Source organism: Burkholderia sp. BDU5 (genome assembly GCF_001522845.1).
GTDB lineage: Bacteria > Pseudomonadota > Gammaproteobacteria > Burkholderiales > Burkholderiaceae > Burkholderia > Burkholderia mayonis.
In genome coordinates this window covers 241,976-256,237 of the sequence record NZ_LOWC01000159.1, presented here as the reverse complement: position 1 = coordinate 256,237, position 14,262 = coordinate 241,976, and the positions used below count along the sequence as shown (strand labels likewise).

The following is a 14,262-nucleotide window of genomic DNA, read 5'->3' as shown; positions in this document are numbered from 1 at the left end:
TTCAGCATATGAGCCAAAACAATAAGGCGGGCGCACAGCCGTTTCGAATCGCCGCTCGGGCGATGCGCCAACTCGGCGCTGAGTTGATCACTTCTGACGAGATGGCTCTTTACGAACTAATCAAGAATTCGTTCGACGCGGGATCGGCACGGGCGACCGTGTCCATTTCTGCCCCGGCGGATTCGGGAGCCGTAACTCTCGTCCGCGAGCAGCTCGAGCAGAATGGGCTCTCTAAGAAGGTCGCACTTGAGCGGTTGGAGAAGGCTTTGTCCAATGAGCTCACTTTGGATCAGCGTGCTGACATCTTGGCGAAGTTCGAAAACGCGTCGTCGAGTGCGAAGTCCCTTGCCGCTCGCCTTGCAACCTTTGTTGAGAACGACTTTTGGATTGAGGTTCGCGATACGGGCATCGGCATGACTGAGGACGAGTTGCGCGAGAGATTTATGGTCGTCGGAACACCGTACAAAATGCTCGAGAAGCGTGCTCACCCTACGGGTAGCCGCACCCTTCTGGGAGAGAAGGGCATTGGCAGGTTGTCCATGATGAAGTTGGGGGCTGTTGCAGAGGTTCGATCGAAGGTGGAAGGCGAATCTAACTGGAACTCTGTTACCTTTGATTGGACGAAATTCGACGACCCCGAAGCGTTTCTTGGTGAGATCACATTTGAGGTTTTGCCCGACAATGTGGATAAACCAGAAGTTCGTGGCACGGTCATTACGATTCGAAGGCTTGGGGCACACTGGTCAACGGCCAAGGTCCGAGATTTCTTGAACAAATATGTTCGCCGCCTGCAAAATCCGTTTGACAAGTCGCGCAAAACGTATCCTATCGACGTCTTGCTGAACGGTCACCGATTACCAATCGTGCCGCTTCCGCGATGGTTGTCGGACGCTTCTCAATTCCGTGCCGAAATTCGATATAACCCTGACGGCCCCGTTGGGGCCGTTGCTCTGAGGCGAGAGTTGACTTGGAAAGGAACCGATACCGCGGAGAGCCGGACGTGGACGCTGGAGGAGCTCGCGCGGATCGTTGATCTGCCCGTAGAGACATGCAGGAGCTTAGGGCCTTTCACCGCGTCGTGCCTTTGGTTTAATCGTGGCCTGTTAAGCGGGACCGTGGATAAAACGAAAAAGCAGCTATTGGAGGAGCTCAACGTTTGGTGCGGCGGGTTCGCGGTCTATCGCGACGGATTCCGGGTGGGACAGACCGGCGGAATGGACGATGACTGGCTCGAGTGGGATAGCAAAGCACTGAGAACTAAGGGATTCACCCTCAATCGCTACCAAACAGTGGGGAGCATTGCGATTTCGTCGCAAGCTAATCCACGGCTAGTCGATGCCGCTAATAGAGAGCGGCTCGTGTCGTGTCCTGAGCAGAACCTTCTTGTGGCGATCTTCAGCGGGATTCTTGTGCTCGACCTTCGTGCACATATCGACGCAATTAAGCAGGTCGAAGTCAAGCGCGCGATAGAAGAAGAGTCCACGGAAGAGAGTCTCCGAAGATCGGAAGATTCATTGGTCCAGACGCTCAAAACGGTTGAAGACATCGGACGTGCTCTGCCCTCCAGCGTTCGCCCCAAGATCGACGAGATTCGGCAGGTTCTCCGAGGCCAAGTCGAATATGTTGAGACGATTCGAAATGCGCTTAAACTTTCAAGAGAGACTCGCGTTGAGTTGCTCGAACTAGCCAATATTGGGCTCGTCGTCGAAATCGTTGTACACGAGCTTACGCGTCTGACACAGAAGACAGGTGATCTTCTCATCGATTTAAAGAAATCGAATAGTACGGACCCGCGGCTGGTGATTCTGGTAGATAATCTTCAAGCGCAAATTAAAGCGACGAACAAGCGCATTAGCACAGTCGATGTAATGAGTCCTTCGGGACGCAATCGCCGTGAACAGTATGATGTCGTCGCGCAGGTAAAGACAGTTGTCGCGGGCTTCGAGGCGAGATTTGAACGACACAAAATTGCGTGGGAGATCCTTGTGGACGGTGTCGAAGCCCGTGACCAGCGCTTGCTCGTCTACCTCGTCCGAGGGCTTATCGCGCAAGTCTTAGAAAATCTTCTCACTAACTCCGTTTATTGGGTTCAGCAGAGCCTCAAAGACGATCAGGACCAAAGACGAATCGTGATTGAAATCGACACGCGCGCCAACTCCGTTACCGTTACGGACAACGGACCAGGTATCGACCCTGCTTCCGCAGAAGCCGTCTTCAAGCCTTACTACACCACCCGAAAACGAGGCAAGGGGTTGGGCCTCTATATTGCCCGCGAATTGGTCGAGTATCACGGAGGGAAGCTCTACCTAGATGCGAGCGGCGAGAGAGATGGGCGGCTTCGGACGTTCGTGCTGGAGCTTCCTATGGAGGGTCGCTAATGCAACGGTGTATCCTGGTCGTTGATGATGAGCTCGCGGGACTGCGCAAGGTACATGTTGAAGGGACGGTGCCAGACTTCTACGAGACAATCGCAGACACAACCGACCCGAAGTTTGAAAGCTTATGTGAGGTGGCAAAGGCGGTAGCGGCTGCACAACAGTTTGTGGGGGACGAGGACAGCGCCGGAGCTTACTTCCAAACCGACGACGCAGTACGCGACGTGCTGCTGAGCGTGCAATTTGACAACATCGCCAGTGAAGAACTCAAAGACCTGTTGGAGCCATTCTTGGCTCGCTCTCGCCGCGTGTCACAACTTAAAAACGATTTTCTAACGGCATTTCCAGCGTCTGAGTTTATCGTGAAGTTCGTAGGGGCTCCGCGGCCGATACTTACGCAAATTGCCGAGTGTGATACTGTCTTCTTAGATTTGTTCTTGGAGGACGGCGACGATGCACCGGTTGACGGCGTCCAGAAATACCTTCGGGAATTGTCCGCCAATGCTTCAAATTTGACGTTGCCGCCTATTGTGCTTATGTCTACTCACAATGAGCTCAATGAGCATAAACGGAATTTCAGCGCAGGCTCGCAGATCAGTGCCGCTGGCCTGATGGTGCTCCCCAAAGCGAAGATCGCTGAGCCGCAATTCAGGGCCGCCGGATTGCGACTTAGTTTTGACCAGCTTTCCCGTCAATCGTCCGTAGCGCATTCGATGCGAGCTTTTATTCAATCATGGATGAATGCGTTAATGCGGGCTACTGAAGAGACATCGAAGACACTTTGGAACCTAGACGCGTCTGCGATGCAGCAGATCCATCTGACGTCTATCAGGGACGATGACCCTTACGATGAGCACCTGAACGAGCTGCTCAGTCGTGAGTATTTATTTCGTGTCGAGTCAGATTCTGATGTCGGAGCCAAGATCAAGGATTTGGACGCCCAGTTCAGAAGTCATTTCGCAGCGGATGGCAAGGAGCTCGCGAACCGTCTTATTGCTCCGATGACCGACGTCGACACTTCGCGCTCGTTAATGTCGCATTTCACGTGGTTGGGCGTCCGTCCTACGCTGCCTTTCATGTGTTATTTCGATGAAGAGAGCGCGGAGAGGGTCAGCCGATCGCTGCCATTTGGCAGCGTGCTCTGCGGACCGACGCTCGCTCATGACACTCAATGCTGGGTACACATTACGCAACAATGCGATCTCAACGGAATTTCCCGGGCGAGAGATGCTAATGGAACATTGATTTTTGCAGTTGCAGAGGCGCGTGAGCTCCAGCCGTCAGACAACCCGACCGCCTCGACAACAGATTTGGTAGCACGCAGCCTCCAGATCGATGAAGGCGGGATGCGACGGGAATTCGACCTTCGAGTGCGGGTGGGGGAGCTGCGCGCGATGCCCTTGCGCTCGTTCATAGCACAGGCACGCCACGAGCGTCTACGTATCATTGGCCGGCTGCGCAGCGACATAGCACACCAAATTGTCGCCGCTACTACCAACCACATGTCACGGCCAGCTTCGCAACTTATGTTGCGACCGGCGCTGCTCCGCTCAAAGGTATTCCTTCAATCGAACAGTCTGAGAAATGGCCGAACCCCACTCCTAGAGACGGCGAAGAAAGCACGGGTGTTTTCGCTTACGCAGGAGAGGGACCTCTATAGCTTCCAAGATGATGCGTGCGTGGAAATCTCTCTCTGGTTGGCGCGAGAGTTGTCACAGCTGAACATCAATGTCGCGGCCGACCCACTTTGCACTGCGCTGCGCAAGGGATGGAGATCGGATAAGCAGCTTCCCGGTGGCATTTTAGCGAAAGTGCGTGAGTGGGTCGGGTTAGACGAGGCCTACAAAGCTCTAGAGAACAACGATGTAGCAAACGGCCAGGTGCAGCTTACCGTTGTCTTTGAAAGATAAGCACCCTTGCGCGATCATTTGTGGCAGATCGCGCAAGCGCCGTTGCCTTCGTCTTCTCCGTATATGTCATCGATGTCTTCAACAGAGGTCCTCGCGGGCCGCAAGGGGTTGATGGGGATGCTTTTGCGCAACCGCGCGCGACGTATCTCATACTCAGCTCTGATTTCCGCCATGCGATCTGGCTGCTCGAGCTCACTCAACGATTCGCCTTGCGACCACGTGAAGGGGGAACCATGTTCTAGGGCATCTTTTTCCAAGCCCTTTGCAGCCTCAAAGTCGTCAGGGTGACGCTCTTTCAGCCTTACCCATTCGATTTTCTGTTGGAAGAAGCAGAACGTGCAGCCACTGCGCGACCGCCATTCGTAATATTTCGGATACCCGACGCCAGAAGACTCAAGAATGTCTACCACACCTGCTTTATCGATCCCCGCCTCACGGAACGGGAGCTTCACAAACAGGTTGTCGGCCTTGGCCGTATAGCCCTCTCGGTAATCTTCGTCGGCTCGAATGGCAACATAGGAAGTCACTCGATCGCCGGCAGCAAGCCAAGGTCGAACCCATTGCTCAAAGGGAGCGAGTTTGAGCTTCCGAGTACACCAGCGTGTCTGAGGGCTCGGCAAGAAGTGGTTGTACTCACGCAGCCAGAACCTGAAATCTCGCCGAGGGTTCAACCTCTCGATTGGTTTGCCTAAATAACCCTCAAGACGACCGAGGAACTCATAGACCTCAGGTAGCTCTTCGCCTGTATCGGTGAAAAAGTAATCGATGTCCAGGTCGGGGTGTGATTGGCGCATATAAACCGCCAGTGCGGCGCTGTCTTTCCCGCCAGAAAGTCCTAGAACGTGCCGCTCAGTCACTTACAGCCTCCTTGTTAGCAGATGTCAGCTTCAATCCAGCCTTTGCCAGGATGGCTAGCAAGACATCAGTCCCCAAGCCTTGGGATTTGAGCATTGCGGCAACCTCATCGGCTTTTGCTTCCACGGTTTCTCGATGGCGATCTGCGACGGAGAACGATCGTGAGATTGTTTTCGTGTCGGAGCCTGCCCCTATGACCACCGCGATTGCCTCGCTGTGGGCCTTCCGACCTTGGACAGCTACGAAGGCTTCTGCCTCGCGAAAGCGACGGGCGAATTTGGTCAACTCGAGCATCGCTAAATCAATGTGTCGGTCTATCCACTCACGAGGCGGCTTGTCTGCCGCTAGGCTCAAAATGCCCTCCACGGATTCTCTGCTTCCGTCCAAGCTAGCCACCCGCGTGGCAAACGCGTCAAGACGTAGGTCACCCGTCGCACCCGCTACAGAGATCGCGCGCTCGCGCAAAGGGACCAGTTCGTCCCGGCTCGCGTCGAGCGCCTCGAGCATTTTATCTTCGACAGAAGAGAGCATTTTGCTGTACGCACCAGCGAGCTCTTGCAACGGTGCACGCAATGCGTCGACGTAAGACTTTCCATCGGCAGCATTCAGTAGAGATGCAAGATCCACGAAAAGCACTTTGTGCGGGTCGCTCGCTTTGAGCAGCATGTCTCGTACCGCTTTCGCGTCAGGACCAAGCCGCTGTGTACGGCGGGTCCACTCCGGCAGATTGAAGACCATAGCCACCAAACCCCGGGCTGCTTCCAACGGGTCGGCGGCTCCCGTGCGTTCTCCGATTTCTGCTAAAAGCTTGGCGATACCATTGAGAATTCTGTTTTTATCCTCGTCGATCGCCACCCATCGTAGTGAAAAGCGCTTTGGATCTTGTAGGCACTCGTCTATATCGGCGTCGGTCAGATGCGGCACGAACATCGCATCCTTGTAGACAGCGATGTTTGCCTTATGGGCGAGCAGGAAAGCAGTCAAGACGACTGGCTGAATGCCTTGCTTCATGCCAAATGGCGGCGCTCCCCAAAGGGCATAGACGTCGGCAACGCTCACTTTCGAGTTGACATCTGAAAAGAGTTCGCGCGTCGTCCTCCAGAGGTGTTCGAACCCTTCGGCTTGCTGTGCTGTCGGCTCAAGAAAGCGCCAGACGGCTGACCTGTCCTGTCGATGCAATCCCGTACTCCTGAGTAACGTCTCATACAGCCCGCGCTCAGCCGGAAATCCTTCGAAACCCAGTGCCTCTTGTGCCTCAGCATTCACCATCGCGTGAAGAAGGTCCCTGCGCGCTTTCACGCTGTTGCTCGACAGGTTGTCCCGATTGACTAGCTCGCTCCAAACCGGAGGTGAAAACCCGAATAGGTCGTCGGCGAGCTCGGAGGCTATAGGCGACAACTTGCAGCCAGCTTGTATGGCCTGATCGGTCCCGTGGTACCAGCTAGTCAGAGACGCTGCGGCTTGAAGTTGATCTTCCAAATCAGCACGTGTGGACGCCAAGCGAGCGTAGACTTCACGTCGCGCGACAGCGTCACCCGACAGCTCATGTCGTTCTTTGACCTGCTCAAGCGCCATCAGCTCGCCGGAAAGTTCAACGATACGGGTATGGTTATTTGGAACCCCTACCATCACCGGCCATGGCCGCAGTTTCGAGCACGCTTGAGCGCGTTTTCGAGCTTCGCGTAGGCTCATCCCGCGATTCGGCAGGGCCAGGATGAATGTTCCGAATTGACCCTCGCTTGGATGATAGCTGGCAGCGGTAGCTTCAGCCTGCTCGACGCTGCAAAGCGTAAGCTCCATCCAGCGCATAGATCCTGTCTCGTGGTAGTGGCGCTTGGCTACCACCGGATGCACCCCCATCAACTGACAAAGCCGGCGATAGTCGATGCCGGGCGAACTGCCGAGAGCCTGGGCAATGGCGGCATCGATGTCAAAGTCGCTGCCTTCAAAGACCGACCAAGCTCCGATGTAACTCTTAAACAGCGCTACTCGCAGTGAGGTGAGCTGCTGAAGCGCAGCGTCGAGCTCTTCGCGCGGCGTCGCATAGAAGAGGGTGGCCAGGACGGTCGCATCCGCAGCGAGTCCTGACCCGTTACGGAAAAGATCGATAACGGCGATGTTCTTTATCAGCTCGACGTGAAGCGGCGTACCTACCTTGGATTCGGTGCGCTCAACAGCTTCGACCGCTTGCGACCACCTATGTCCGTCAGGAGAGGCCAAGATAGCCGGCTCTAAATTGGACCGGAGGTAGTCCCAGTAATCGCCCGGGCGATACCAGGTGGCCTCGCTCAACGGCGTCGAATTCAGATACGAACGAAAGCCGTAGGGCTCGACCGATGAGAGAAAACCGAACGTGCTGCGCTCGTTTTGTCCGAATTGTCGCTTCGAAATAGGGCCGAGCAAGGCAGCCATCGCTGGATGCAAAGGCCAGCACGAGACCAATGCGTCGGCGAACCCCTTGCCCACGGATGGGCGGCGCGACCGAATTGCATCGGCTATAGCGTTTGAGGCATGGTGCATCCATTCCGGGCGGCGTTTTACTTCGATTGCACGACCGATGAGCTCGACTACTTCGTCGCTTGCGGCCACGAAAGGCATGTCCAAATAACGACCTTGGACCTTCATCCAGTCGTCTCGCGTATCGATTCCAAGGCGAGCGGAGTACTGTGCAAACGATTGATGAAGAATACCGACGACTACCAGTCGGCCTTCTGATCGAGCTGCGGCTTCAGCAAGCTCCTGAAAAAAGTACACGTCGTCGCCAGAACCTAGGGCCGACGCCTCTAGGAACTTACCCATTTCATCGATGAGGACGAGAACCCCATCGTGTGGTCGATTTGCGGCCGCCAGTAGAAGATCTGCGATGATGGTCGACGCACTCGGCTTATGGCGGCCATCCACATTTTTGCCCAAGGCCTTTTTCAGGGAGTTGCCGAGTTCTGATATGACACTTCCGCGCCGACCAACAACGGGCACAAGCAGCCAGCCCTTGCGAACGGGAAATGCTTTATCGAACGAAGGCTTCGATTCGACCTTGAGAGCTTGACGTGCATGGCTCCGCAGACGCTTATCGGCATGAAGCGCGCTAGCCAATGCCACGGCAAGTGAAGATTTGCCTCCGCCAAAGGGCCCAGTCCACGTAAAGCAGCGCTGATTGGTGCTCGACAGCTGCTTGCACATGCCCTCGACAACCGAAGAGGCCGTCGCATGGCAGATGTAGCCGGAGAGTGCATCGGCGCGTCCAATATCTGCGTCAACTCGGATCGAGCGTTGATATTGGCGCGATATCTGAACGATGTCCGACAATGTTTGTTCCGATCTTTCATTCATAGGCGCGCCTGATCAGGTTTCTGTAGTCTTCTTTTGAGAGTGGCTTTCGGTGGACTTGGCGAAGGCCTGCCGAATCGGTCCAAGCGAGCTTGCCGCCGGTGAAGTCGGACAGCGCTAATAGCCGTTGCGCGATCGACTCCTCGTCGAGCTTGAAGACTCGACCCGGTGCCCCCTCACCATATGCCACCGTCTCGAAGGCGAGAGAGCTCTGGCCATCAGCCGCACGGTCCCAAAAGTCGACCAATGCATACGCGAAGACCCCGTCATGCAGAGATGCTTTGGGGCCGCGTCGGAACGCATACTGCCCCTTGTGCACCTCTTGCAAAAGGCTCAACTCCCCTAAAAGCGGTTCGGCGAAGTCTTCTGGTGATCCGCCGGCCGCGCGGGGAGCGTAGCTTCGCAAGCAGGTTTCCAAGTCGCGCGAGATTGTCGAGGCAGACAGTCGGTGCTTCGCGTCGAGTTCGCGTGCATAGCGGGTCAATGGCTCCTCAAGTTCTTGGCGTGTGAAGGTGGGTGCAGTTACATGGTTGAACAGCCAATGCCAAGTAGTGGAGCGAAAGCATCTACCCGCTAGTTGCCAATGAGCTAGCCACGCCGTTGAAGGGCTTTCGGCGTAGGGATCGAGACCTCCATCCTGTAGTATCTCCCTCGCGAGGCCTCCCACGCGGAACTCATCAGCCCCGGCGTCATACATAACGCCGCAAGCAAGGGCCCAATGTCGGATGGACGCAACCATATTCTTGCCGACTCCGAAAGCGGCGATTGCTGTCCCGTCGGCGAAGGTGGATTTGTGGATTATGCTGCCGTCTATAGTCTGATCGAAGGCCTTCTTAAGCCACATTTGGCGAAGCGGAAACGTCTCATGCCCGGAAAAGTGCGCGGGCGTTCCCTTGCTGATTTTGGACGTGGTTTTCATGCGACGATTCTAGCATCCGACGGGTCTCGGACTGGAGGATTCCACCAGTCCAACGGAGGATAACGATACTGTATATATTTACAGTATGCCTTGGTGTGCGCGATTCGCATAGTGCCTATGGCGCTCGGCAGCGCGTCACGGCGGGGAGACGACGATACCGCTGGAGCTTTATAGGTGACCGCCGTGATCTTCGGTTGATCCTGACTGAGCGTTGCGACCTATGGCGCTGCCCGGCTGGCGCTTTGCATCGACCGGAAGCAAGCGTGTGTTCTACGCAACAGTTCGCGAGTCGCGGATGATCATGGTCGCGAGCTTCGAAGGCGTTTTTAGCCGACGTAGCAGCGCGTCAATGGTGAGGCACATTTGCGGGCACCTTCCCCCTTTCGGTGATAGATTGCACTGATGCGTATGGGTTGTAAGCGCTCGACACGTACCGTCTGTTCATGAGGGCACGGCACCGGCAATCTGATTCCCACCAGATCTAATGGGAATCAGATTGATGAAGCCAGTGGTGCATGGAAGACGACCGGGATCGAGGAACTACACGAAGGAGTTTCGGGAAGCGGTTGCTGCCGAAGCGAACGATCCGAATCGCTCGATTGCCGAGGTAGCGCGTGCGCACGGCTTGAACGCCAATATGGTCGCGCAGTGGCGAAGAAGCTTACTCGATACGCAACCTGCATCGTCGGTACCAAACATCGCGCTGCTACCGGTTGATGTGGTCGATCTGCCTGCGAAGGACATCCCACATCACGCTCTGCCGCAAACGCCGGTCGTGTCGGCGAGCCCGGCGATGACGCCAGGCTGTGAAATCGAGATCGAGGTCGGCAAACGACGTATTCGTATCCGCGGTGTGTCGCAGGAGTTCGCCGAACAGTATTTGCGAGACTGTCTAAAGTGATCCCGCCGAACACGCGAATCTGGATCGCGGCGGGCGTCACGGACATGCGTTCCGGCTTCAACTCATTGGCCGCGAAGGTACAAACCGTGCTGGAGAAGGATCCCTACAGCGGGCACGTGTTCGTGTTCCGGGGTAAGCGCGGCGACTTGCTGAAGTGCTTGTGGTGGTGCGACGGTGGCCTGTGCCTGCTCTCGAAGCGCCTCGAGAAAGGACGTTTCGCGTGGCCGCGCGCCGATGCCGGTGTTGTTGCGCTGACGACCGCTCAGCTCGCGCTCTTGCTCGAAGGTTTCGATTGGCGGCAGCCGATCGATGCGGTACGCCCGCGAAGCGCATTGTAAACGTTCATTACGCGTGGAGAGCTTGTGGGTGGCGTCGTGTAAGCTCACCGCATGTCCGCTGCTCCCACCGATCTCCCCGACGACATTGAAGCGCTGAAGGCGATGGTCGCCAGCTTGCGCGAGCAGCTCTCGTCGCGCGCGATCGAGATCGAACATCTGAAGCTGACGATTGCCAAGCTGCGCCGGATGCAGTTCGGCCGAAAATCGGAGAAGCTGGATCGCCAGATCGAACAGCTTGAATTGCGGCTGGAAGACCTGCAGGCCGATGAAGGCTCGGCCGATATGGCCGCGGCTGCTGCAGTGAAACGGCCGAGTCGCGAAGGTGTCGGCCGCAAGCCGTTGCCCGATCACCTTGAGCGCGAAGAGCGCATCCATCTGCCCGCCGATGATGACTGCCCCGATTGCGGCGGCCAACTCAAGCCACTGGGCGAAGACGTCGCGGAACAGCTCGAATACGTCCGGGCGCACTTCCGCGTGATCCGCCACCGCCGTCCGAAGCTGGCCTGCGCATGCTGCGATCGCATCGTGCAGGCCGCGGCACCGAGTCGACCGATCGATCGTGGCATCCCGGGTCCGGCGCTGCTCGCGCACATCGCCGTGTCGAAGTTCGCGTACCACATCCCGCTGCATCGCCAGGCAGCCATGTACGCGCGCGACGGCGTCGAGATCGATCCGGGTGCGATGGGGTATTGGATGGGGAGCATCACGGCGCTGCTTGCACCGCTGGTCGACACCGTCCGCCAATACACGTTAGCCGGCGGCAAGGTTCACGGGGACGACACGCCGCTGCCAGTGCTGGCGCCCGGCAACGGTCGCACAAAGACAGGACGCCTGTGGGTCTACGTGCGTGATGATCGGCCGAGCGCTGCCGACGAGCCGGCAGCAGTCTGGTTCGCCTACACGCCCGATCGACGGGGCGAGCACCCCCAGCAGCATCTTGCAAACTTCACCGGCGTGCTGCAGGCCGATGCGTTTGCCGGCTATGCCGAGCTGTATCGCGGCGGCACCATCCAGGAAGCTGCCTGCATGGCCCACGCTCGCCGAAAGATCCACGATCTACATGCCGTCCGTCCCAATTCGGTAACGGAGGAAGCGCTGCACCGGATCGGCGCGCTCTACACGATCGAGGAGCAGATCCGTGGCAAACCACCTGATGAGCGACACAGTGTGCGCCAGGCGCGAGCGATACCGCTGCTCGACGACATGAAGCGCTGGTTCGAAGCAACGCTCGCCACGCTCTCTGCAAAATCCGACACGACCAAGGCGATTCAGTACGCGCTGAATCGCTGGCCGGCGCTCATCTACTACTGCAGCGACGGGCGTGCGGAAATCGACAACCTGATCGCCGAGCGAGCACTGCGCGGCGTCGCCCTCGGCAGACGGAATTACTTGTTCGCCGGCGCCGACTCTGGTGGCGAACGTGCCGCCGCAATGTATAGCCTGATCGGCACGGCACGCCTGAATGGCCTCGATCCCGAGGCGTACCTCGCCTACGTGCTCGAGCGCATTGCTGACCATCCGATCAACCGCATCGACGAACTGCTGCCGTGGAACGTGGCTCTGTCGCTGCCGTCTACTGCTCACGTCGCGCCCATCCGATAGCATCGCGACTCCCCGTCGTCGTCGACCTACGCTACGGTGCTGATTGAGTGCTTACTATGGGTTGCAGGCTTTGGTTTTATCGTCCTCCGCTCGCACAGGGCCGATCACTCATGTTGCTCAAGGTCGGTGAATTCGTCGCCTGCTATACGAACGTATCGATGCGCACGAGACTGGCCCGAGTTTGAAAATTCATTTTCTAGAGCGACTATCGTGCCGGTCGACCAATCATTCCTGCAGTAGCCATGGACGGGCCTCCTCCGTATCACGTGGAGTGTGATCGAGGTTGCAAGATGACGACGAAACCAACATCTTTCCCCCGACAGCCTCGCAACGTCCTGTTGCGTCTGCGCGCAAGCGCGGCAAAGAGGCAGGACAGGTCACCACAAAGCCCGCGCACGTAGCTACCGGCGCCAAATCTGCCATCGCCTTCGCGGATTCTAGCGAAGTCAAATCGGTGATCGCAAACGCCGTGCAACGAGAGGTCACCCACCAACATCGGGTAATTGGTGCCACACCAGCCAAGGCTCGACGTGAGGGTGATACGCTGCGCGCGGTGCGCGCATATGCTCGCGAAGTGTTCGGCGGCTCGGCTAAAGCGAAGCGCTGGCTTGAGCGGCCGTCGGTCCGCCTCGGCGGCAAAAGCCCCATTACCTAGCTGCAAAACCACGACGATCCCGCTGACGTCTACGGCGCGCTGGAGGCGATTGCTTGGGGGGACTCCGATCTAAGCGGTAGCGGAATACCCAATTGTGCTTCGCGGCGTGCAGCCCCGACAACTCGCGTTGAATGGTGAAGGGGCGGCCCGACACAGCCAACGCTGGAATCCCGCGATGAACGGGCGACATACTTCGACTGGCCGCGGGCGTTGAATTCCTAGTACATGCGGGAGGCTTCGAAGAAGTTCCTGAGCATCTCAAACTTCCCATTCCAGCGGGTATTGGGTCAAGGGATCGCCCCTCTCTCATCAAGCATAAAATTTAGTATACGCACTCTAAATCACCCTGTCTCAATGCACCACCGAATCTCGCCGGTCATCCTCTAAAACGAAGCTGCTCCCCAAGCCCGGCCTGCGATTTAGGCGACGCCACTTCGTCTAAAATTATCGTATAGACACATATATACGATAATTTCACTCAAAAATTGCACTCCCTTCACTTTTTTTACTACTCCACTATCATCCTTGGGTGATTCCAACGATCTCACCCGAGGAAAGCATTGAGTCCCTTTTCCGAACGACTTCGTGCGCTTCGACTCCGCTACGGAGTGCGCCAAAAGGACCTAGCCGAAGCTATGGGCTTCGAGCAGAGCTACGTATCTGCCTTGGAACTTGGGATAAAAGGGCCGCCTTCCCGTGACTTCGTCGACCGCCTCGCGAGATGCCTTCGGCTCTCCACCGATGAGCTCGCTGGCCTATTGAGCGAGCTGGAGGCATCTCGACGTCACTACACGATTCCCCAAACCGCCTCGTCGGACGCGTATCGGCTATGCGGTGAGCTTTGGAGAGAACTGGATCTACTGAGCGATGCTCAGATCCGTGTCATGAGGGAGTTGATTGATACGTGGCGCCGGGGCACCGCCAAGCTCGGCGATCGGCCAGTGCTCGGCCGCGTCGTCAGAAAGGACAAGGAGGGCGCAGAAATGTAAAAAAGCGGAACAAACCCGAAGGTCTGCCCCGCTTGGTGGAGAGCTGAACGCTGCTCCGTGGTCACGCTTGTGAGTGTCTTCTCCTCTCCCCTCGTCGTCAAGCCGTCCTTCCGGTTCGTCGCACCAGTTTGCTGCGGATAACGCCCACGGCAGGATGTAGCTACGCCCTCAAATTGGTGCTCTCTTCGAATCCGCTGTCCGAGCGGACAGCCTTTCTTTTGTCCTGAACCATGAGAAAGACGACGACATCTCGAAGGCCAGACGCCAGCAAGAGGCGTGGCAAGTTATTCCATCTTGAAATATCGCGTAACAAGCTTCGAGAGGTACACCGCTCTCGTTCAGTCAGACCGAAGCAACCGGTTGCTCCCACAGCTGGGCCGGTTCGAGACGT

The 14,262-nt window shown here is 57.0% G+C and carries 10 protein-coding genes; 7 read left to right on the top strand and 3 right to left on the bottom strand.

Annotated features, from left to right (window positions below; translation table 11 throughout):
- Window positions 1–8 precede the first annotated feature (8 nt).
- Together WS69_RS26200 and WS69_RS26195 are read left to right on the top strand one after the other, a co-directional pair.
- Window positions 9–2,378 (top strand): sensor histidine kinase, encoded by a 2,370-nt coding sequence (locus WS69_RS26200; protein ID WP_059473542.1) that lies wholly within the window; start codon window positions 9–11, stop codon window positions 2,376–2,378.
- Window positions 2,378–4,285: a hypothetical protein gene (locus WS69_RS26195; protein ID WP_059473541.1), complete on the top strand. Its 1,908-nt coding sequence runs from the start codon at window positions 2,378–2,380 to the stop codon at window positions 4,283–4,285. Before WS69_RS26200 ends, WS69_RS26195 begins: the two co-directional genes overlap by 1 nt.
- A gap of 14 nt (window positions 4,286–4,299) precedes the next feature.
- Here the strand turns inward: WS69_RS26195 and WS69_RS26190 are convergent, their stop codons facing one another.
- The 3 genes from WS69_RS26190 to WS69_RS26180 are packed head-to-tail and all read right to left on the bottom strand — an operon-like array spanning window position 4,300 to window position 9,386.
- On the bottom strand, window positions 4,300–5,142 hold the full coding sequence (locus WS69_RS26190) for a phosphoadenosine phosphosulfate reductase family protein (RefSeq protein ID WP_059473540.1): 843 nt from the start codon (window positions 5,140–5,142) through the stop codon (window positions 4,300–4,302).
- Complete coding sequence (locus WS69_RS26185; RefSeq protein ID WP_059473539.1) at window positions 5,135–8,470, bottom strand: hypothetical protein; 3,336 nt, start codon at window positions 8,468–8,470, stop codon at window positions 5,135–5,137. Before WS69_RS26185 ends, WS69_RS26190 begins: the two co-directional genes overlap by 8 nt.
- Window positions 8,463–9,386, bottom strand: a complete 924-nt coding sequence (locus WS69_RS26180) for a DUF4007 family protein (RefSeq protein ID WP_082716491.1) — start codon at window positions 9,384–9,386, stop codon at window positions 8,463–8,465. Before WS69_RS26180 ends, WS69_RS26185 begins: the two co-directional genes overlap by 8 nt.
- A gap of 484 nt (window positions 9,387–9,870) precedes the next feature.
- On the opposite strand from WS69_RS26180, the gene tnpA reads away from it, so the two are divergent.
- From tnpA to WS69_RS35745, 5 genes are all read left to right on the top strand, one after another.
- Window positions 9,871–10,287, top strand: a complete 417-nt coding sequence (tnpA, locus tag WS69_RS32355) for an IS66-like element accessory protein TnpA (protein WP_082716490.1) — start codon at window positions 9,871–9,873, stop codon at window positions 10,285–10,287.
- Complete coding sequence (gene tnpB / locus WS69_RS26175) at window positions 10,284–10,625, top strand: IS66 family insertion sequence element accessory protein TnpB (protein ID WP_036047966.1); 342 nt, start codon at window positions 10,284–10,286, stop codon at window positions 10,623–10,625. The genes tnpA and tnpB overlap by 4 nt, the downstream gene beginning before the upstream one ends.
- 51 nt (window positions 10,626–10,676) lie before the next feature.
- Window positions 10,677–12,227, top strand: coding sequence for an IS66 family transposase (gene tnpC, locus WS69_RS26170; RefSeq protein WP_059473538.1), 1,551 nt, complete (start codon window positions 10,677–10,679; stop codon window positions 12,225–12,227).
- A 283-nt stretch (window positions 12,228–12,510) separates the two neighbouring features.
- Entirely contained in the window at window positions 12,511–12,882 is a 372-nt protein-coding gene (locus WS69_RS32350) for an MbcA/ParS/Xre antitoxin family protein (RefSeq protein ID WP_082716489.1), read from the top strand.
- A 560-nt stretch (window positions 12,883–13,442) separates the two neighbouring features.
- Window positions 13,443–13,871, top strand: a complete 429-nt coding sequence (locus WS69_RS35745) for a helix-turn-helix domain-containing protein (RefSeq protein ID WP_082716488.1) — start codon at window positions 13,443–13,445, stop codon at window positions 13,869–13,871.
- Window positions 13,872–14,262: the final 391 nt, after the last annotated feature.

Coding starts and splice junctions, on each gene's coding strand:
- WS69_RS26195 (WP_059473541.1), top strand. CDS start 2,378: ATGCAACGGTGTATCCTGGTCGTTGATGATGAGCTCGCGGGACTGCGC.
- WS69_RS26185 (WP_059473539.1), bottom strand. CDS start 8,470: ATGAATGAAAGATCGGAACAAACATTGTCGGACATCGTTCAGATATCG.
- WS69_RS26200 (WP_059473542.1), top strand. CDS start 9: ATGAGCCAAAACAATAAGGCGGGCGCACAGCCGTTTCGAATCGCCGCT.
- tnpA (WP_082716490.1), top strand. CDS start 9,871: ATGGGAATCAGATTGATGAAGCCAGTGGTGCATGGAAGACGACCGGGA.
- tnpC (WP_059473538.1), top strand. CDS start 10,677: ATGTCCGCTGCTCCCACCGATCTCCCCGACGACATTGAAGCGCTGAAG.
- WS69_RS26180 (WP_082716491.1), bottom strand. CDS start 9,386: ATGAAAACCACGTCCAAAATCAGCAAGGGAACGCCCGCGCACTTTTCC.